Source organism: Paenibacillus sp. Negev47 (genome assembly GCF_058313655.1).
Window position 1 is genome coordinate 1,705,969 of record NZ_CM177754.1, and the last position, 20,931, is coordinate 1,726,899.

At 47.4% G+C, this 20,931-nt stretch carries 21 protein-coding genes and 1 other annotated feature (1 of these 22 only partly in view); of the genes, 17 read left to right on the top strand and 4 right to left on the bottom strand.

Annotated features, from left to right (window positions below; all coding sequences use genetic code 11):
- Positions 1 to 12: 12 nt before the first annotated feature.
- Complete coding sequence (nirD, locus tag AC4G47_RS07835; protein ID WP_491105647.1) at positions 13 to 339, bottom strand: nitrite reductase small subunit NirD; 327 nt, start codon at positions 337 to 339, stop codon at positions 13 to 15.
- Between the two features lie 57 nt (positions 340 to 396).
- Positions 397 to 2,826 (bottom strand): nitrite reductase large subunit NirB, encoded by a 2,430-nt coding sequence (gene nirB, locus AC4G47_RS07840; protein ID WP_491105648.1) that lies wholly within the window; start codon positions 2,824 to 2,826, stop codon positions 397 to 399.
- Positions 2,827 to 3,102: 276 nt separating this feature from the next.
- Here nirB and AC4G47_RS07845 point away from each other — a divergent pair, with 276 nt between their 5' ends.
- On the top strand, positions 3,103 to 3,810 hold the full coding sequence (locus AC4G47_RS07845) for a metal-dependent hydrolase (protein WP_491105649.1): 708 nt from the start codon (positions 3,103 to 3,105) through the stop codon (positions 3,808 to 3,810).
- Between the two features lie 229 nt (positions 3,811 to 4,039).
- Here AC4G47_RS07845 and AC4G47_RS07850 read toward each other — a convergent pair whose 3' ends face one another.
- The gene (locus tag AC4G47_RS07850; protein WP_490205219.1) at positions 4,040 to 4,360 is read right to left on the bottom strand and encodes a hypothetical protein; all 321 of its coding nucleotides are present in this window, start codon (positions 4,358 to 4,360) and stop codon (positions 4,040 to 4,042) included.
- A gap of 171 nt (positions 4,361 to 4,531) precedes the next feature.
- Entirely contained in the window at positions 4,532 to 5,605 is a 1,074-nt protein-coding gene (locus AC4G47_RS07855; protein ID WP_491105650.1) for a M42 family metallopeptidase, read from the bottom strand.
- Positions 5,606 to 6,393: 788 nt separating this feature from the next.
- Between AC4G47_RS07855 and spoVAC the strand changes: the two genes are divergently transcribed.
- The 16 genes from spoVAC (at position 6,394) to AC4G47_RS07935 (ending at position 20,816) form a co-directional block, all read left to right on the top strand.
- Positions 6,394 to 6,897 (top strand): stage V sporulation protein AC, encoded by a 504-nt coding sequence (gene spoVAC / locus AC4G47_RS07860; RefSeq protein ID WP_458123507.1) that lies wholly within the window; start codon positions 6,394 to 6,396, stop codon positions 6,895 to 6,897.
- Entirely contained in the window at positions 6,894 to 7,910 is a 1,017-nt protein-coding gene (gene spoVAD, locus AC4G47_RS07865) for a stage V sporulation protein AD (RefSeq protein ID WP_336762046.1), read from the top strand. The genes spoVAC and spoVAD overlap by 4 nt, the downstream gene beginning before the upstream one ends.
- A 5-nt stretch (positions 7,911 to 7,915) precedes the next feature.
- A complete protein-coding gene (spoVAE, locus tag AC4G47_RS07870; RefSeq protein WP_458123506.1) occupies positions 7,916 to 8,266 on the top strand; it encodes a stage V sporulation protein AE in 351 nt (116 codons plus the stop codon).
- Between the two features lie 207 nt (positions 8,267 to 8,473).
- Positions 8,474 to 9,430: an AAA family ATPase gene (locus tag AC4G47_RS07875; RefSeq protein WP_062835567.1), complete on the top strand. Its 957-nt coding sequence runs from the start codon at positions 8,474 to 8,476 to the stop codon at positions 9,428 to 9,430.
- A gap of 3 nt (positions 9,431 to 9,433) precedes the next feature.
- Positions 9,434 to 10,681 (top strand): DUF58 domain-containing protein, encoded by a 1,248-nt coding sequence (locus tag AC4G47_RS07880; RefSeq protein WP_491105651.1) that lies wholly within the window; start codon positions 9,434 to 9,436, stop codon positions 10,679 to 10,681.
- Entirely contained in the window at positions 10,678 to 12,891 is a 2,214-nt protein-coding gene (locus tag AC4G47_RS07885) for a DUF4129 domain-containing transglutaminase family protein (RefSeq protein WP_491105652.1), read from the top strand. Before AC4G47_RS07880 ends, AC4G47_RS07885 begins: the two co-directional genes overlap by 4 nt.
- A gap of 110 nt (positions 12,892 to 13,001) precedes the next feature.
- Positions 13,002 to 13,529 (top strand): YqeG family HAD IIIA-type phosphatase, encoded by a 528-nt coding sequence (locus AC4G47_RS07890; RefSeq protein ID WP_458123503.1) that lies wholly within the window; start codon positions 13,002 to 13,004, stop codon positions 13,527 to 13,529.
- On the top strand, positions 13,526 to 14,653 hold the full coding sequence (gene yqeH, locus AC4G47_RS07895) for a ribosome biogenesis GTPase YqeH (RefSeq protein ID WP_017687184.1): 1,128 nt from the start codon (positions 13,526 to 13,528) through the stop codon (positions 14,651 to 14,653). The genes AC4G47_RS07890 and yqeH overlap by 4 nt, the downstream gene beginning before the upstream one ends.
- 45 nt (positions 14,654 to 14,698) lie before the next feature.
- A complete protein-coding gene (gene aroE / locus AC4G47_RS07900) occupies positions 14,699 to 15,568 on the top strand; it encodes a shikimate dehydrogenase (protein ID WP_491105653.1) in 870 nt (289 codons plus the stop codon).
- Positions 15,569 to 15,649: 81 nt separating this feature from the next.
- Positions 15,650 to 15,943 carry a ribosome assembly RNA-binding protein YhbY gene (gene yhbY, locus AC4G47_RS07905; RefSeq protein WP_063567269.1) on the top strand — a complete coding sequence of 98 codons (294 nt, stop codon included), beginning with the start codon at positions 15,650 to 15,652 and terminating at the stop codon, positions 15,941 to 15,943.
- Positions 15,944 to 15,958: 15 nt separating this feature from the next.
- Positions 15,959 to 16,549, top strand: a complete 591-nt coding sequence (locus tag AC4G47_RS07910) for a nicotinate-nucleotide adenylyltransferase (protein ID WP_433745630.1) — start codon at positions 15,959 to 15,961, stop codon at positions 16,547 to 16,549.
- On the top strand, positions 16,533 to 17,099 hold the full coding sequence (gene yqeK / locus AC4G47_RS07915; RefSeq protein WP_491105654.1) for a bis(5'-nucleosyl)-tetraphosphatase (symmetrical) YqeK: 567 nt from the start codon (positions 16,533 to 16,535) through the stop codon (positions 17,097 to 17,099). Before AC4G47_RS07910 ends, yqeK begins: the two co-directional genes overlap by 17 nt.
- A gap of 200 nt (positions 17,100 to 17,299) precedes the next feature.
- On the top strand, positions 17,300 to 17,647 hold the full coding sequence (rsfS, locus tag AC4G47_RS07920) for a ribosome silencing factor (protein WP_458123500.1): 348 nt from the start codon (positions 17,300 to 17,302) through the stop codon (positions 17,645 to 17,647).
- Positions 17,644 to 18,549, top strand: a complete 906-nt coding sequence (locus tag AC4G47_RS07925) for a CvfB family protein (protein ID WP_491105655.1) — start codon at positions 17,644 to 17,646, stop codon at positions 18,547 to 18,549. The genes rsfS and AC4G47_RS07925 overlap by 4 nt, the downstream gene beginning before the upstream one ends.
- Positions 18,550 to 18,871: 322 nt before the next feature.
- On the top strand, positions 18,872 to 19,642 hold the full coding sequence (locus tag AC4G47_RS07930; RefSeq protein WP_491105656.1) for a class I SAM-dependent DNA methyltransferase: 771 nt from the start codon (positions 18,872 to 18,874) through the stop codon (positions 19,640 to 19,642).
- A gap of 217 nt (positions 19,643 to 19,859) precedes the next feature.
- On the top strand, positions 19,860 to 20,816 hold the full coding sequence (locus tag AC4G47_RS07935) for a phosphotransferase family protein (protein WP_491105657.1): 957 nt from the start codon (positions 19,860 to 19,862) through the stop codon (positions 20,814 to 20,816).
- A gap of 112 nt (positions 20,817 to 20,928) precedes the next feature.
- Positions 20,929 to 20,931 (top strand) — a binding site (T-box leader); it runs 266 nt beyond the window's last position.

Consider the following 20,931-nt stretch of genomic DNA (forward strand, 5'->3'; position numbering starts at 1 on the left):
GTTTCAATGGAGCTATATTGCAATCCAGACCTGGCCGTTCTCTACTTTCACTGGATACATCTGTACTTGACCGTTGTCCGGTGCTTGCACAAAACCGGTAGTCAGGTCGATTTTCCAATCATACAGTGGATCGTACAGATAGTGTCCGGACACGATACCTTCAGCCAGCGGCCCACCCTTAGGGTGGGGGTTGTGATTATCCGCAGCGAAGATGGTGCCATCCGATGCCAGAAAGACAGCAAGCTGATGATCCTTAATTTCAACTACTCTTCCAATGCGTGGCAGGAAGTCTTCAACTACTCCGGCAGGGAAGTAGGTACCTGATTGTTTTGTCGTCATCTTGAACCACTCCTTTTATCTAATTAACATTGATCCCGATTCATCTTGCCAACTTGCTTATGGACGAGCTGACACTTCGATGCCGTGGAACATTTTACTTTGGCCTTCTTCATTGCGAATCGCTTTTTGCCAAGGTTCTTCAACATGCTCAAGTGCAAACTCAATCCGCTCCATCAAAGCTTTTCGTTCTTCGAGGTTATCCACGACAACCGAGCGAATATGTTCCAGACCCATGCGTTCCACCCATTCGGAAGTCCGTTCCAGATAGTTACCTGTCTCGCGGTAATATTGCATGATGGCTCCGCACAGTTCGATCAACTCTTCATCCGTTTTTACTTTGCATAGGGAATCAGCAAGTCTTGCTTTAATACCGCCGTTGCCGCCGATAAAGATTTCCCAGCCCCCGTCGTTACCAACGATACCGATATCTTTTGTACATGCTTCGGCACAGTTCCGCGGACATCCGTTGACGGCATATTTAAACTTGGCTGGCAGATCCAGACGTTCGAATTTGCGTTCGATTCTGGCGCCCATAGCCATGGAATCCTGTGTACCGAATCGGCAGAATTGGGAGCCGACACATGTTTTGACCGTGCGCAGCGATTTGGCGTATGCATAACCTGAAGGCATATCCAGTTCAGCCCAGACTTTGGTCAGATCTTCTTTTTTGACACCAATCAAATCGAGACGCTGACCGCCAGTCACTTTGACTGCTTTAACATCATATTTGACGGAAACGTCAGCGATGCGTTTGAGGTCTGCCGGTGTAGTCACCCCGCCATACATCCGAGGTACAACCGTATACGTTCCATCTTTTTGAATATTCGCGTTCATGCGTTCGTTAACAAAACGGGATTCCTTCTCATCTTCGTGCGTATCTGGTGCAATCATGCCAAGGTAATAGTTGATTGCCGGACGACATTTGGAACAACCTTCTGGCTGACTCCATCCAAGTACATTCATGACCTCTTTGGTCGTTTGCAATCCTTTTTGACGGATCTCGGCTACAATCTCATCCCGACCCATAGATGTACATCCGCAAATGCCCTGTTTGGCTCCAGTACTGAAGTTGTCTCCAAGTACATATTGCAAAATCTGTTCCACAACCGGTTTACATCCACCACAAGAGCGGGTTGCACCGGTACAGGCTTTGATTTCATCTACAGTGGTCAGGCCCTGGTTTGTAATTACATCGACAATAGTTCCTTTAGTCACCCCGTTACAACCGCAGACGATCTCGTCCTCGGGCATCGTTTCAACAGAGGTAGCTTTCTTATGACCACCACAGCCTGTGCCCATGAGCGAACCGTACAATTCCTCGGTCATTTCGGTTTGATTTTTGATCAACTTTTGCAATTCGGCAGAATCCGTAATGTCACCGAAGAGCACGGCACCAACCATTTTATTGTCACGAAGCAGAATTTTTTTGTAAGTCCGTTTCCAGTCATCTTTGTGTGAAATGACGGTATGCTCAGGACTGTCGATGAATTCACCAGTTGAAAAGACGTCCACACCGGAAATTTTCAATTTCGTGGATACAACAGAACCTTCATAAGGAGCCGTCTCAACCCCGCAGATATGTTTCGCCAGAATCATGCCTTGTTCGAACAATGGGGCAACGAGGCCGTAACATACCCCGCGATGCTCTGTACATTCCCCGACCGAGTACACATTCTCAAGTGAAGTCTGCATATAGTCATTTACGACAATGCCCCGATTCACTTCCATACCGCTTTCACGGGCTACATCTGTATTGGGTTTAATCCCTACAGCCATGACAACAAAATCAACATTCAGTACGGAATCATCAGCAAAACGAATCCCTTCAACCCGTTCGCCGCCCAGCAATTCGGAAGTCTGCGCACCCATCTTGAACCGAATACCCTGACGTTCCAATTCAGCTTTCAACATGGCTGAAGCTTGCGGATCGAGCTGACGTTCCATCAGATCTTGCATCAAATGCACTACGGTAACTTCCATGCCGAGCTGTACCAACCCTTTGGCAGCTTCAAGGCCAAGCAGTCCGCCCCCGATAACGGCCGCTCGTTTATACTGTTTAGCAGCTTCCAGCATGACATTGCAATCGGCGATATCACGGAAACCGACGACACCTTGTTTGTCATGTCCAGGTACGGGGAGAATAAAGGAGTTAGAGCCAGTCGCAATGATGATTTTGTCATAAGGGAAGCGAGTTCCTTCCTCCGTCACGACCTCATGGGTCTCCGAATCAATGCGGGCTACGGTTGTTCCTGTATGGAGGGTAATACCATAATCCTGATACCAGTGGAGATCATTCAGTACGATGTCATCCAGTGTTTTGCTTCCTTCCAATACATAGGACAACATAATGCGGTTGTAGTTAGGGTAGGGCTCTGTGCCAAAAACGGTAATATCAAATCGCGATGTTAATTTCAAAATTTGTTCTACAGTACTGATTCCTGCCATTCCGTTACCAATGATAACGAGTTTCTCTTTTTTTCCGTTCATGAGTGTATGCCTCCTTGGATAGACGCTGTACATTACCAACAATTTTAGTGGTTTATATTTGAAATTATACAAGTAGTTGAGGACAGTTTATGTGATTTAATTCACTAATAACGATAGAAGAGTCATAAATATAATGATGTGAGCCCCATCACAGAAAGTGATATTTATTTTCATGTAAATAAGAAATACGAACTATTGTTCTTGTTTTGGTTTCGTTGTACTATCAAAAGTGGGCTATGTATGTTCCCTATTTCTTCGAAAGGAAGTTTTTGCACCATGATGGGAAGATCCCACCTGATGATCGGGACAGGCGTATCACTTTCTGTACTTCAGTTGGCTGGTATGCCGGTGACTGCACCGGCAGTTACAGTTGCTCTGATTGGTTCCTTATTGCCTGACATCGATGAGCCGAATTCGCTGCTGGTATCGAGAGCATTGCCTAATAGCCTGATCAGGCTGTTACAGACCATTCTTTTGCCGACAGCTGTATTTGTGTACTTTTATGTTCATGCCAAACCGTGGAACCTGTTGCTTGCGATCCTCATTGCACTTGTGTCATTTCTACCCTCGCGTTCACTACGCAAAGTGCTGATGTTTGCGATTGGACTCGGGCTCGTTTTCTATGGTCACTCATTTGCGCCATGGAATCTGATTGCAGGCAGTCTGTTAATGCTCTGCACCACCCTAACTCACAGGGGGCTGACACATACCCTATATGGAACCGCAATATGGGCTGGCTTACTTTACAGCACGACCCAGCAGCAGGGACCGGAGATTTGGGTAGCGGGAGGTACGGCATATGCGATGCACTTGTTGGCTGATTCTTTGACCAATCGGGGCATCCGTCCGTTACCACCGCTCAAGTGGCGGATACGAGCCAATCTGATGAGTACAGGAACCAAGCGTGGAGCCATTGTAGAGAATGTCTGCATTGTGCTTACTCTTATTTTGGCCTGGATTGTATTCTCACCGCTATTTTTATAGCCACCAAAAACGCCAGCCCGCATATTGTGGACTGGCGTTTATAGTTATGCATTTCATAATGAATGGAGCGTAATACGTACGCCAATTCAGGATTGAGAAGGTGAATCGGTTAGATCGTCAATATCGGAAGAACCAAATACAAATAAAACAACAAGAATGACAATGATTAATAGTTCAGCGAACCCATTTCCGTCAAAGTCAGACATCACTTCAACCTCATTTCTTGGCCTTAAGAATTGATTCTCTGTTGGAAAGCACGTATAACATCATTCAACGTCATATCCCCACCAATCTCATTCAGGAATTGCACCAGTTTGTCTTGATTCGACGGTGTAATATTTTGTAACGTTTTATATTGACCGACCAGTTCAACGACCAAAGTAGCTTCTCGAAACAATGTGACCGCATCCACTCTTAACTTCCCGCTTACCAGTAATGCTGCAACGATAAGTTCCAGATTTCTCCCTTTAAGGTTGCCATTGAGAAGGGTGTTGGCGGCATTTGTTTTCTTGGAACCTTTATTTGATTTTCCATTCCTTCTCACTGCCATAAACAGGTCCCCCACTGCTTGGTGTTTGAATCATCTACCGTTATTGTATCTTATGTGTAATTCCCTATAATGTTCGGCCTATTAATCCTCCGTGTAAATGTGTTCAACTGATATCGTTGTGAACATAAAAAAGAGACCTCCCGATATAGTTAGGAGGTCTCTTATCAACTGCTACGCGTTATTAATGATGGTATTCATCGTTGTCCGATCCAGACCTTTCACCAGCTTCACAATCAGCTCCTTGGCAGCATCATAGTCATCTGTGTGAATGATGGAGGAAGAGGTGTGAATATAACGGGCACAGATACCAATTACCGTTGAAGGTACACCAATTCCACTCAGGTGAACTTGACCTGCATCGGTACCGCCTGGCGAGATGAAATACTGCATTTTGATCTGATTGGATGAAGCTGTGTCTTGCACATACTCCACCATTCCGCGATGGGTGAACATACCCGGATCAAAAATACGAAGTAATGCCCCTTGTCCGATATGTCCAAATGACTGTTTATCCCCTGTCATATCATTCGCGGCGCTACAGTCGAGTGCGAAGAAGATATCCGGTTGAATCAGATTGGCTGCTGTACGTGCACCGCGAAGCCCCAGTTCTTCCTGAACCGTTGCACCAGCATAGAGCGTATTAGGCAGTTTTTCCTTGTGCAGCGCTTCAACCAGTTCAAGGGCAAGTCCAACGCCATAACGATTATCCCACGCTTTAGCCATAATTTTCTTCGGATTGGCCATGGGTGTGAATTCACAGATCGGCACGATCTGCATCCCCGGATGAATGCCCCAGGATTCTGCTTCGGCCCGGTTGTCCGCTCCAATATCGAGATACATGGTGTTCAGATCTACAGGTTTGCTCCGTTGGGATTCGTCGAGCAAGTGCGTAGGTGTAGAACCAACAACCCCCATAATTCGGCGATCAGGTGTGATAATTTCCAGTCGTTGAGACAGTACAGCCTGACTCCACCATCCACCGAGTGGACGGAATTTGACCATACCCGTTTCCGTAATGCCCGTAGTCATGAAACCCACTTCGTCAAAGTGTCCGGCTACCATAACTTTAGGGCCGGATTCCTCCCCGCGTAATACACCAAAAAGACTCCCAAGACGATCCTGTACGAATTCATCCGTATAAGCGGACAGTTGCTCTTTCATCCAGCCCCGAAGCTCACGTTCAAAACCGGATGCGGAAGGGAACTCCGTTAACGTGCGGAACATATCCATCGTTTTTTCATTCATGTGTCAACAACTCCTCTGTTGGTATGTAAATCAGGTCACAGTAGAACGGCTACCCGCCTGTTGTCCTTTAAATGTAGTTCATAAAGTCCACTTTTGATTACGAATCATGCCTAACGGCATGATCAGCATCGAATATGAAATTCAGCCGAAATGTCCGTTGCTCACGTAGTTTTCCTACGCTCCGCTACTCCATTTCTATCTTCATCCCATCTTCTTGGTACTGAAAACTAGACTTTTTGAACATGCACTTTAATATGCTGAGGACTTGTTATTTAACCACTGGTCACATTACAGTATGAACCTTGCGCAAGTGATTGTCCATGTTTATGTCACGTATTTAAGGCATGTTTTGGGCGCTTACCTTTCCAATTTTCATGACTCTATCCGCTGTAGTCGTAACCCTGATGCCACTTCAATGAATATGAATATATGGAGGAGATGTCATCATTTTGTGATGTTCTTTTTGTTCAATATTTGTTGGTCTGTTTATTAGGAAGGAGCTATATATCCAATGAAGCCTCCAGAAGAGGGCACGGAAAAAGTACTGTTTATCGTTCTTTTTATCTTGCTCGTGATTGTTCTTCTTTATTTATAGAACGTATCTAAACGTCCTCAGCACCGGCGTATTCCCATCCTGCTTCCACAACATGATCTTGTTGGAAACATATGCTGTCTGTCGCCGGATACATAACCTTCTGATTATTAACAAACAATGAATATAGGATTACACACATAGGCATTCATCAGCCGCAGCTGTTGATTCATTCACATAAAGGAGGTCTTGTATTTTGCCAGCTCAATCTGCATCCGGAAGCTCAAAAAAATCATCGTCTCTGTCCATGGATGAAAAGGAGTACAAGAAAGTCGCGAAAAAACATGAGCCGCCTCGGCCGATCCTGAAAAACTGCCTCAAGGCATTTCTGGTTGGTGGAACCGTCTGTTTGATCGGACAGGCCATTCAGGAGGCTTTTATGGCTGGCTTCGACATGACATCGAAGGAAGCATCCAGTCCAACGGTTGCTGTCATGATCCTTATAGCGGTTATTCTGACCTGTCTGGGCGTTTACGATAAAATGGCTCAATGGGCAGGAGCGGGTACCGCTGTGCCGGTTACCGGATTTGCCAATTCCATGTGCTCTGCCGCACTGGAACATCGTGCTGAAGGACTGGTGCTCGGTGTAGGGGCCAACATGTTCAAGCTTGCTGGTTCCGTTATCGTGTTCGGTGTCGTGGCAGCATTTGTCGTGGGCATTGTTTACGCCTTTTTAGGATTCGGAGGTGGGCACTTATGAAACGATTGGGTCGCCAGACGTGGCAGTTTGAGAATCGTCCGCGGATCATCGGTAAAGCTGCAGTTGTAGGACCAGAAGAAGGCGAGGGTCCATTGTCATCTGATTTCGATTATGTCTATGACAACCTCGAGATCGGCGAGAAGACGTGGGAAAAGGGAGAACGCAAACTGCTCGAACAGGCCTCCCAACTGGCTTTGGTTAATGCAAATATCACCAAGGAAGAGCTTCACTTTTTTGTTGGTGGAGATCTGATGAATCAGATTATCAGCAGTTCCTTTTCAGCACGAAAACTGGGAGCACCTTATCTGGGTGTCTTTGGTGCTTGCTCCACATCCATGGAAACATTAGCTTTGGCCTCCATGATTGTTGACTCGGGAGCTGGAGATTATGTCCTTGCAGGAACGGTGAGCCACAACTGTACGGTGGAGAAACAATTTCGGTATCCGACGGAGTATGGCTCCCAAAAGCCGCCTTATGCGCAATATACCGTCACAGGATCAGGGTGTGGTGTGGTCTCCCGTACGGGTGACGGTCCCGTTGTTACCAAAGCCACAATTGGACGAATTATGGATTTGGGCATCAAAGATCCCTTTAATATGGGTTCAGCCATGGCTCCAGCAGCAGCCGACACTATAATCTCTCATTTCAGGGATACGGGATTGGAGCCCGGCTATTATGATCTCATTGTGACCGGGGACCTGGCTTCCGTCGGTCTGCCGATTACGAAAGAACTCCTACAAAAAGAAGGCATTCCCATGGAACAGACGGTTTTTAATGACTGCGGCCTGATGATCTATGATCGGGAGAAACAACCTTATGTTGTTGCCGGGGGAAGTGGCTGCGGATGTTCTGCCACCGTAACCTATGGTCATATTTTGAACCGAATGCAGAAGGGTGATCTTAAGCGGGTGCTCGTCGTTGCTACCGGGGCACTGTTGTCTCCAATTTCGTACCAGCAGGGTGAAAGTATTCCCTGTATTGCTCATGCCGTAGCCATAGAAAAGGAGGGATAAAGGTAATGCAGTTCTTGTGGGCATTTATTGTTGGCGGTTTGATCTGTGTTGTCGGACAGCTTCTAATGGATGGGGTTAAACTGACGCCAGCTCATACCATGAGTACACTTGTTGTAACAGGTGCGCTTGCGGATGCATTTGGCCTGTATGACCCCTTGGTTAAATTTGCAGGTGCGGGTGCTACCATCCCCATCACAAGTTTCGGTAATTCCTTGGTGCACGGGGCATTGACGGAGCTGGAAAAAGAGGGATGGCTGGGTGTGATTACAGGGATTTTCGATCTGACTGCGGCGGGGATTTCGTCAGCGATCATCTTTTCTTTTCTCGCGGCATTGGTGGTTAGACCAAAAGGCTAACATAGAATGGGGAAATCTACTTGAACATATTGCGATTCAGCAGAGGCTTCGGATAACTCTATCCGGGCCTTTTTGTCGTATTCATGCGTGAACTGCGGTGAATCTGACGGGTTGGAAACAAATTGTGAGTTCCTTCGAGTGTACTCGTGACCCCGGATCATGTACAATAAAAGGAAATCTGTATGCTTTTTTAGGAGGTTAGACCACATGCCTGTGCGCAAAGAGTCGATCCAAATCATATCCGCAGTTCGTTCGAATCTGGAATCCTGCATTATGGGGAAATCCTTTGAAATTCAACTTTTACTTACAGCTTTGCTTGCAGGCGGGCACGTTCTGATTGAAGACGTACCAGGAACTGGCAAAACGCAGTTGATCAAGGCATTATCGAAATCCATGCGCGGAGAGTATCGACGCATTCAATGTAATCCTGATATTTTACCAAGTGATATTACGGGTGTATCTGTGTTCCATCCGAAGGATGAGCGTTTTTATTTCCGTCCAGGCCCCGTCATGACCAACATCTTGCTTGCTGATGAGATTAACCGGGCAACAACGAAAACCCAGTCAGCTCTGCTCGAAGTCATGGAGGAGCGCAGTGTAACCGTTGATGGCGATACGTATGATCTGCCACACCCGTTCATGCTCTGTGCAACTCAGAATCCGATTGATTTTGAAGGTACGTACACATTGCCGGAAGCGCAACTTGACCGGTTTATGTTGAAAATAAGTCTCGGTTATCCCGATAAAGAAATTGAGAAAACCCTGCTGAAGACGCATCAGTTGGGCCAGCCTGTAGATCGGCTTGAATCCGTAACCCATATGGATCAGATCTCGGCAATCCAACAGGAGATCAAGGAAGTCTTTATCGGTGATCCTGTCATGGACTACCTGCTGGATGTTGTTCGTCAAACCCGCTCCCACCCATCTGTATTGCTGGGTGCCAGCCCACGGGCAGCCATATCCTTTATGATGGCCGTGAAGGCCTTTGCTTTCTTGCAAGAACGTGATTATGTGCTTCCGGATGATGTGAAGACGATGGCCCCTTATGTGATCTCTCATCGTATTGTGCTCCGTCCCGAATCGAGATTGGACAGTATGAGTTCCGAGGCCGTTCTGAATGCCGTACTTCAGCAGGTTCGCGTGCCCGTCTCCATGGGGCAATAGTTCATGAAGCCGCTTTTGAGTACAGTGAACAGAGGACTGCGCCACCCACGCGTATGGAGCATCGCAATGGTGTGGATGTGCTGTCTGGCTTATGTTTTGTTTCAGGGCGGGAAGACATCCCTCATGTTGCTGTCGATGGTGACCCTGCTCTGTGTGTATCTTGCCATTGCCGGATTTAGCGGAGTGAGACGTGCTCAAGGAGTGCGAAAGCTATCCTCTGGCCCGGACCACGAAGGATTATTGCATGCAGGTGATCAGGTTCAAGTACAGCTGAGTCTGACTATTCCGGGATTCCTCCCGCTTCCTTATGTTGTAGTACGTGAAATGCTGCACCGGCATAACGGGGAATCCTGGTCGTTCAAGGAAAGTTTGATTCCCAATATGCGAGGAAATGGCGAGTTGTCTTTCCAGACACCACCACTTGAGCGGGGCAAGTATTTTTTTTCAGAAACAGAATGCGCCAGCGAGGACATATTTGGATTGATTGAACATCGAGGAAAGTTTAAGGCCAAAGGTGAGTTTCGAGTACTGCCAAGAACGGTATTTATTCCATATTGGCAGCTATACGACCGCAAATCACGGTTATCCGGTCCTCAGACGGCTCTAACCCGCTCGCGAAGAGAGACGACCCAGATTAATGGTGTGCGTGACTACGTATACGGAGATCGACTTTCCCGCATTCACTGGAATGCAACGGCGAAGACGGGGAACTGGAAGTCCAAGGAGTTCGAGCATGAGTCGGTACCCAAAACCATTCTGGTTCTCGATGGGCTAACATCAAGTTATGAACATGGGGATGCATTTGAGATTGCCGTGTCCACAGCTGCCTCTCTGCTGGAGTATGGTGCCAGAGAACGAATGGGAATGGGTTTGTTGACATTGTCAGACGAGACATCCTTCATGGCCCCCAGTGAAAGTCTGTTGGAACGGCAGAAGATGATACATCATCTGGTGGATATTCAACATAACGGGCAGGATACGCAGCTGTTGCCTGGCGTGGAAAGAATCGCACGTCAACTGCCTCAGGGAGCTTACTTTGTCGTGATTTCTCCCCAGAAGGATGAGAAAATATTAGAACTGTTGCGCTGGGCCGATACGCGGGGCATGACTCCATGTCATATTCTGATCGATACCAGTGAATCCCGCCGGAGTGCCGAGTGGAATGCCATGTTGCGTGGAAGAGGCACGAGGTCATTCACTGTTTCTCATTTGCAGGAGCTTCCAACGGTGATGGGGGGAGGTTCTGTATGAGTACAAAAGGAAATGAAAGTGTTACAGGCAAACGATCCTGGTATCATGCAGCATCATTGCTCTGGATTTTCCTCATTGGAATGCAGTGGATTTCATTTACACAGGAATCGTGGTATACAGAAACGACTTCTCTGGTGTTATGGACACTTGCAGCGGTCTGTGTGCTGGAGGTCATTCTGCCCATCAAAACGATATATCGCACGATCATCAAGGCGGTTGTCGTCGGTTACATTTTGCATAAAACACTAATTGATTATACGGTATACATCCCTTATGGCTCTTTAACGGATCGAGCGGAGCAATTTATATTGCATATGGCGCCGTACATCTGGTTCTCACTGTGTGCATGGGTGATGCTTGAAGTTGCCCTTCGCCTCGTGACCACCACACGTCGCATTCTTGTTTTTCTGGGTGTCAACATCATTTCGATGGGCATTCTCGATTCTTTCACCCAGATCCCACTTTGGATTGAAATCGCGTGGGTGATGTTTGCAGGGATGGGATGGCTCGTATGTCAGCATTTCCGCAATTATCAGCTACAGTATCCACAAGGTTGGAAGCGAATCATCCGTCATCCTTATAAAGTCCTAGCCAATATTGCCATTATCTTTTCTTTAATTATTGTGGCCAGCGTCAATATGCCGGAGATTCCACCCACCTTGACAGACCCATATACGGCGTGGCGTAACTATACCGGTACTTCCACAAGTCAGGCTGGTAACGGCAACCTTGATATTCCGGCGGCTACCGAATCGGGATACAGCAGGGAAGACAATCAGCTTGGTGGAGGGTTCAACTTCGACTATACTCCTGTCATGTCTGTCACCACCAATGAGCGTAGTTACTGGCGCGGTGAGACACGTGCAGAGTATACAGGTACGGGCTGGGATGACCGGGGACGGGGTGCGACAGAGAATGTTGAAGCAGGACAGCCTCTGGAGAATGATGAATCCGGAAACGTGAATACCAAACAAGTAACCCAGAATGTAACGATGCTGAATGATAATGTTTATCCGATACTCTTTGGTGCGTATTCGATCGCTGAAGTGAGTTCGATTAACGGTGAGGACAGAGCAGAACGTATGTTGTGGAATGCTGAACAGGCTGAACTGCATGTGGTGACAGACCGTCAGCAACCACAGTATCCCAAGACGTACACCATCGTATCGGAAGCTCCTGTGATTGTGGAGGATGAGCTGCGTACAAAGTCTTTTGAAGATCTGTACAACAGTAATCCGGCAGACGATATGTACTTGCAGTTACCATCCCGTTTCCCTGACCGGGTGTCAGATTTGGCAACTGAAATAACGGCATCTGCGAATACCCCGTATGAAAAAGTAGCATTACTGCAAAACTATTTACAAACCAATTTTGAATACACGAACAATCCGGATTTATCTCGAAAAGTAAGCAGCGACTTTGTGGAAGGCTTCCTGTTTGACATTATGGAAGGCTACTGTGACTATTTCTCCACTGCGCTGGTAATGATGGCGCGCTCGGAGGGCATCCCTGCAAGGTGGGTTAAAGGTTATGCGCCTGGACAATTGTCCCTGAATTCGGACATGCAGGCTCCACGTCAACCTGGCGCGGAGATTGAGACGACTTACACCGTTACGAATGCAGATGCACACTCTTGGGCAGAGGTCTACTTTGGTGAGTATGGCTGGATTCCTGTTGAAGCAACGCCGGGCTTTGATATGCCTTTGCTCACGGAACAACCTGATGTACAGCCTGTAGATGAGCCTGAAGAACAGCCAGAAGAGGAGCCGGTACAAGAGGAAGAGCAGACTCCTGCACCAGAGCAGGCCTCGTCCACCATCCCGACTTTTGTCATCTGGGCTGCAGGAGCCATCATCGTATTGTGGATAGCATATATGTTCTGGCGTAATCGCTTCTCCTTACGATTCCTCCTGCTTCGTTTACGGACAGGTGGACCGCTCACCCCTGAACAGAAGGTGGTGGCAGAGACCGAGCGTTGGATACAATATGTGAAACGCAAAGGTCTGACCCGGAGCGGAGACGAGACACTTCGTGAATCGGTAAACCGCTGGAGCCAGGCCAAACCAGCTGCAGAAGCTACATTGCATGAGCTTCTCATGAAGTTTGAACAGACTCGCTACAGTCCGGCTTCCGTAACTGTTGACGACTGGAAGGGTATCTATCAGACAGCCTTGAAGCTGCGGAAGGAACTGAAAGCGGAACGGGCATAGTTGCAGCCCGTCCCGTTTTTCCTTTTTTCCTACGCCATCAGGCGCTGTATGCATTTTCAGGAAAGACGGATTTGTGATATAGTGTGTCGTATGAAACTGAGGTGACTTCTTTGTTTAAAATGTTAATGCCCAAGCTGCGTGTAGACACGGTTTTTGACATTAATCTGGAAGAGCTGTACGCTCAAGGCTACCGTGGAATTATAACTGATCTGGATAACACACTCGTTGGAGCCAAAGCCCCTGACGCTACGCCCGAACTGATTGAATGGTTTGCACGTGTGAAAGAGGCAGGTTTCAAGCTGATGATTGTGTCCAATAACAATTTGAATCGTGTATCCCTGTTTGCTACCCCGCTGGATATCCAGTTTGTGCATAGTGCACGCAAACCATCGAATGTACCGTTTCGTAAAGCAATGAAAATGATGGAGTTATCTCCTGAAAAAACGATTGTAGTAGGCGATCAGATGCTTACGGATGTCTATGGAGGGAACCGAATGGGGCTATATACCGTTCTGGTACTGCCAATCTCCATTGGGGACGAAGGCTTCATGACCCGCTTCAATCGACGCGTGGAACGAATTGCTCTAACGAGTTTACGCAGGAAAGGCTTATGGCTTGAGGAGGAAAAGAAGAAATGACAGAACCGCATAACGGCAACCTTGCCGTAAGGTGCAGCGGATGCGGCGTGCATCTGCAAACAGAAAATTCGGAATTACCAGGGTTTATCCCCGAGAAGGCACTGGATCGTGAACCGGTTATATGCCAGCGCTGTTTCCGTATCAAAAACTACAATGAGTCATCATCCGTTACGGTGGATCAGGACGAATTCCTGGCTCTGCTTAGCAAAATCGGGGATAAGGATGCACTTGTCATCCATATCGTTGATTTGTTTGACTTTGATGGCAGTATTATCTCCGGTCTGCAACGTTTTGTAGGTAACAATCCGGTCTTGCTTGCTGTGAACAAAACGGACTTGCTTCCGAAAGTAACTAACTGGAACAAGGTTCGGAATTGGGTACAAAAGCAAGCCAAAGAACAAGGTTTGCGTACAGTGGATGTAGTCTTGTGCAGTGCGAAGCAAAATCAGGGATTCGACCGACTGCTTGAGTTAGTTGGAACCTATCGCGAAGATCGTGATGTGTACGTGGTTGGCGGTACCAATGTGGGCAAATCCACACTGATTAACCGTCTGATCCGTGATTACAGCGATCTGGAGCAGGAACTGACCACATCCCGTTATCCGGGAACGACTCTGGATATGGTGAACATTCCGCTGGATGATGGGAAATATATTATTGATACGCCTGGGATCGTGTATCCATGGCGTTTCAGCGAGATTGTTTCCCGTAAGGATCTCGCTGCCATCATGCCTGAAAAACCGCTTAAACCGGCTGTTTATCAGTTGAACTCTGGTCAGACGCTGTTCTTTGGCGGCATGGCTCGATTTGACTTTGTTGAAGGAGATCGCCAATCGTTCACTTGTTTCATCAGCACTGCGCTTGATATTCACCGGACGAAGCTGGAGCGTGCAGATGACCTGTACCGCGACCACTTGGGGGAATTGTTATCTCCGCCAACCCGTGAAGATGCAGCAGAGATGGCTGAATGGACAAGACATGAATTCCGTATCAAACGCGGCAGTCAATCGGATGTATTTATCTCTGGTCTGGGCTGGATTAAGGTGAATGGCGATATTGGAGCACTTGTTGCTGTGCATGCTCCAAAAGGTATTCGTGTACAGATCCGCCCATCCTTAATCTAATGTAATCTCAGAACCTGTACATCAGAGCGGATCGGAGGCGGACCTATGTTTGAGGAAAAAAAGTTCGACCCTTCACTTCCCGTGTTGCTTGGCGTTATGGGTAATCCTATTGCTCATTCCAAATCACCGGCAATGCACAATGCGGCCCTGCAGGCTGCTGGAGTGAATGGAATGTATATGCCACTGCATGTTCATCCTGATCAACTGGAAGCAGCAGTTCGGGGAATTGTGGCATTGGGCTATTGTGGTGTCAATGTCACCATCCCGCACAAAGAGCAGGTGATGCAGTACCTGGATGTGATCGATGAAAGTGCTCGCCTGATTGGTGCGGTGAATACCATCGTCAATGAAGGTGGAACACTGACAGGGTACAATACGGATGGTATTGGCTATGTCCGATCCCTGAAGGAAGAGGCTGTGCCGGAGCTTGCGGGCAAACGTATTGCTGTCCTGGGAGCAGGTGGAGCGGCGAGAGGTGTTATATACGCACTTGCATTGGAGAAGCCTGAGCAGATCCATATTCTGAACCGTACAGCGGACAGGGCTATTGCACTTGCTTCGGATTTACGGGGCCATGGCTTGGGAGAAATCTCGGGCGGTGGCATGGAAGACGCTGCGACGGTCTTGGCTACGGCTGATATTGTGATTAACACTACGGCTGCCGGAATGCATCCCCATGTTGATGACGTACCGGTTGATCCTGCACTAATTCGTGAAGGCGCAGCTGTGAGTGATCTGATCTACAATCCGCTGGAAACCCGCTTGCTTCGGGAGTCGCGGTTACGTGGATGCACAGTGCACGGTGGTCTGGGAATGTTTGTATACCAGGGCGCTGTAGCCTTTGAACATTGGCTCGGCATTCCGGCTCCTGTGGAGACGATGAGACGTGCAGTGTTAAAAAGTTTTGAAATGTGAAAATATAATTGAACGGTCAGGTCCGGACAGTCTTTGAACTGTCAATCAGGGCCTGCTCAATATAAGGAGTATGGAGTATTCATGTTAAACGGTAAACAAAAGCGCTTTTTGCGGTCACAGGCACATCACCTGACCCCTGTATTTCAGATTGGTAAAGGTGGAACAAACGAGCACCTGTTCCGTCACATCGAAGATGCGATTGAGAAGCGCGAATTGATGAAAGTGCAAGTGTTGAACAACAATGACGAGGACAGAAAAGAGATGGCAGAAGAAGTTGCCCGTGAAACGGGAAGCGAGCTTGTACAAGTCATCGGTAACACAATCATCCTGTACAAAGAATCGCGCGATAACAAACAAATCGAACTACCTAGATAAGGGAGCGTGACGCGGGTGAAGATCGGCATCATGGGTGGTACGTTTGATCCGATCCACATGGGACACCTCCTGGCAGCTGAAGCGGCAAGGGATTCGCATGCACTGGATGAGATCTGGTTCATGCCCTCCCATGTTCCACCTCACAAGCGCGGAGCCGGAGCTTCGGGACAGCAACGTCTCGACATGACGGAAGCGGCTGTGAAGGGTGTGCAGCAATATGAGGTGCTCGGCATCGAGATGGAACTTGGAGGAGTGTCTTATACCATCGATACGATGAAGGAACTGTGGCGTCGCTATCCTGAACATGAGTTCTATTTCATTATCGGGGCGGATATGGTGAACTATCTTCCCAAATGGGAGCAGATTGAAGAGCTTGCAGAACGCTTAACCTTTATCGGAGTTGGTCGGCCGGGCTTCCAGTTACATCTGGATGATTTACCAGACGAGTTACAGGATCGGGTCCTACTGGCCGAGATGCCCTTGGTCGATATTTCATCGACAGCCGTGCGCAGACGTCTCGCCAAAGGACATTCGGTACGCTTCATGATTCCTGATGAAGTGCACCAATATATTGTAAGGAGCGGTTTATATGGGACTAAGCCGTGAGGAACTGATTCAAGCCGTATCCGGACAAATGCCGGAGAAACGCTGGAAGCATACACTGGGTGTAATGGAATCGGCAGTGATGTTGGCTGAAAAATACGGTGCTGATCCTGTAAAAGCGGATCTGGCAGCGATTTTGCATGATGTGGCGAAGTACTGGCCCGTATCGGAGATGGAAGCGGTCATCCGTGATAATGGATTAAACCAGGAACTTCTGCAGCATGACAAGCAGCTCTGGCATTCCGAAGTCGGTGCTTTTGTAGCCGAGCGTGATTACGGTGTTGAAGATTCTGAAGTTATTCATGCCATCCGGTGGCATACCTCGGGTCGGGTGGGCATGAGCCTGCTGGACAAAGTGGTATGCCTTGCCGATTACATTGAACCGGGACGAGATTTCCCGGGAGTGGATCACATTCGCGAACAGGCTGAACATAGTCTGGAGGAAGGTTTAATTGCCGGATTCGACTCGACGATCAGCTTGTTGATCTCGCAGCGCCGTGTCATTTATCCTTTGACCATGCTGTCGCGGAATGACTTAATTGCACAATTATAGAGGTTGTTCAAAAAGTCCACTTTTGATTACGAAGGATGCCTAGCGGCATCATCAGCATCGAATATGAAATTCAGCCGAAATGTCCGTTGCTCACGTAGTTATCCTACGCTCTGCTACTCCATTTCTAGCTTTATTCCATCTTCTCGGTACTGAAAACTGATCTTTTTGAACACACAATTATAGATTATGGAGGTTGGTTCATGACAGTATCATCGAAAGAACTTATGAATATGGCGGTTGCTGCCGCTGACGACAAAAAGGCATCCAATATTGTAGCTTTGGATCTGATTAATATTTCCCTGGTGGCTGATTATTTTGTTATTTGTCACGGGAATTCCGATACACAGGTACAAGCCATTGCCACTGAAATTCGCAAACAGGCTCATGCAGCCGGAGCGACGATCAAAGGTATCGAAGGTATGGATTCCGCACGTTGGGTACTGATGGACATGGGCGATGTCGTTGTTCATATCTTCCACCGCGACGAGCGTGAATACTACAATATTGAACGTCTATGGTCTGATGCCAAAGTGGTGGAAACCGTATGAGTTTGATTGCTGGAACAGTCGTCTCTTTGCCGGTTTCACGTGAAGTGTCTCCGTTTGGCTTCTTTTTGACGACAGGATCGGAAGATGTACTTCTTCACTATACCGAGTTAACGCGGGATGTTAAGATTGGCGAGACGCTTGAGGTCTTTGTATTCTTTGATACAGAAGACCGTCTGGCCGTAACGATGAAAAAGCCTTATCTCATGCTCGGCGAAATGGCACGACTGGTTGTGGCTGATGTTCACCCACGACTGGGCTGTTTCCTGGAAATGGGACTTGGCCGGCAATTGCTGCTTCCTATTCGTGAACTGCCTGAACTGGAAGAACTGCGTCCTCAAGTAGGGGATGAAGTCTTTGTAATCATGGAACATGACAAGCAAGGACGTCTGCGTGCCAAATTGGCCGGGGAACGTGAGCTTTCACCACTGTCTTTCCATGCTCCAACTTCATGGTTAAACGAGTGGGTTGAAGCGACGGTATACAAGCCACTGCAGATGGGTACTTTTGTACTTGTAGAGGGCGGTGTACTGGGCTTTGGCGCGATTGGTATGATTCATTCATCTGAACGCAGTCATATGCTGCGTCTTGGTGAGAAAGTTAAATGTCGGGTGACACTGGTACGTGAAGACGGACGTGTGAATCTGGCCATGACTCAACTAAAACAAGTTGGACGTAACGAAGATGCAGACAAGCTGCTCGCCTTTATGAAAGAACGTCCTATGGGCGGCATGCCATACTCGGATGCAACTCCGCCGGATATCATCAAGCAGCGCTTTGGCATCAGTAAGTCTGCTTTCAAGCGTGCCTTGGGCAAATTGATGAAAGACGGACTGATCGTGCAAAAGGAAAGCTGGACGTATTTGTCCGAATCTGCACCTGCGGATCAGAATGATTCGAAGTAATTGAAATGGATTAAGTGTATGTCATATTGAACTCGCAGAAGGCAGGGTTAGGCTGGGTAAACACCGGATGCCCCTGTCTTTGCTTTTGTTATATAAATTGAACTAAACATTTACGCGAAACGGAGAGGACAGAAAGAACCTGAAGAAGCGGAGCGTTCGCCTTTATCCCCGGATTTACTCCTTTATAAAAGGAATCAAAAAAATCTGGGGATAACAGCGATCGGAAGGTTGTTCTGTCATTGGAGTGTCCAGTGTAAATAATCCTTAGTGCAACTTGTATAGACCAGGATTGAAAAATGAAATTGAAAGTGCGGTGCCTGACATGTCTTACCGGAAATTTGCCTATGTCTATGATGAATTAATGGAAGATATGCCTTATCCGGACTGGATAAGGTTTGCAAGAACAGCCTGGGAACATCATGGAATGCCCAAAAGTGTTGCTGAACTTGGCTGTGGAACGGGCTCGATTACGATCCCGCTCGTGAACTCCGGTTTTGAAGTTACAGGCATTGACCTCTCAGCAGATATGCTGTCGGTTGCGCGCAGTAAGATGGAGGCCACGCCTCAGGGTCATCGCTTGTACCGCGAAGGCAGTGTACGTTGGGTGCAGCAGGATATGCGGGATTGGCGAGTTCCGGAGCCTGTAGACTCCGTTATATCTTTCTGTGATTGCGTCAATTATCTGCTCGAACAAGAAGATGTCGTTCGTACATTCCAGCGCACATATGAGATGCTGAAACCTGGTGGAACGTTCCTGTTTGATGTTCATCATCCCAATACCCTTATTCGTTATGATGAGGAACAGCCTTTTGTGCTGGATGAACGCTCCGTATCGTATATTTGGACCTGTGGATTGGATCAAGATCGATGTGAGATTGAGCATCATCTGAGTATCTTTTCGCGTGTGGATGATGGTAGCAAAGATATGTATCAGCGTTTTGAAGAAGTCCATGTCCAGCGTGCATATCATCCGGACTGGATGAAGCTGGAGTTATCCAAGGCAGGCTTCAGAGACGTAAAGGTATATGCCGATTTTGAATGGGAAGAAGCCGGAGACAGCGCACAGCGCTTGTTCTACGTTGCTGTGAAGTAAGAGCGAATGATGGGAGCTGTCCTTATGGTACATAAGGGCAGTTTTTTGTTTGATTTTCCATGGAGCATGAATAACAAGCTTCTGTAATAGGCAAAAGGAAATGCGAGGAAGACTTACGAGCGTGACAAAAAGTATTGCTAGTTATAGGGAAGGAAGCCATAATGGTTGGATAGAAAGCGTTTTCTAACCGAATTAATTGTCAAAGTGAGGTGCAGTAATGGAAAGTACATATAAAACAAGACTCACGCCGGAACAGCTGAATGCCATAATCAAACAACATTTCTCTACAAGTATACAGGATTATAAGGAGATGGTGGATGGCTGGGCCAATCATGCATATCTCATTACCCTAAGTGATACACAGCGGGTGGTACTCAAAATTGCCCCGTCGGCTTCGACAAATCTGATGCGCTGTGAGCAGGACCTCATGATTGCCGAGGTTGAGGCATTACGCCTCATTACGGAATTACAGGATGTTCCCGTACCGCAAGTGCTGGTTTATGATGATTCGTTAACCATTGCTCCAGCGCGTTATTTTATCATGGAGTATATGTCTGGAACACCCTACAATCAGGTCAAGGATCAATACGCGCCGGAAGAGCAGGAAGCTATTGAACAGCAGCTAGGTCGTTATAACCGTCGGATTAATGAGATCAAAGGCGAGAAGTTTGGATATTTCTCGGAGCAAAAACAGCGTTATTCCACTTGGAAAGAAGCATTTATCCATCTGATGGATGACATTCTTACCGATGGGGAAGAAGCTGGTATTACATTTTCGATTGAATACGCTGAATTGAGACGCTTGGTTGAAGAAAAATCGGATGTGTTGGACGATGTAAAAGAACCTGTACTTGTCAGTTGGGATCTGTGGGATGGCAATGTTCTGGTAGACGCAGGTCGTATCACAGCTATTATTGATTTTGAACGTTCTCTGTGGGCAGACCCTTTGATGGAGCATTACTTTAGTCATTTTAACTATACTCCCGGATTCGTGAAGGGATACGGACAAACGATTACGACTGAAAGTGAGCTGATAAGAAGAAGTCTATACGACTTGTATTTTGATCTGGTATTACGCATTGAGTGCGCTTATCGCCAATATGATAATCAGGAACATGTGAATTGGGCCATTCATAATCTGGAGGAAGGCATCGAGCGTTTTCGTTTATCCTGAACAGCAACGAGTGTCATTGATCGGTACGAACCGTGTGCCTCAAAAGGGTGATTATAATGTATAACATTGACTTTGGGCTTGCTTTTTTATATAATGTTCCCGATATTGTATACAT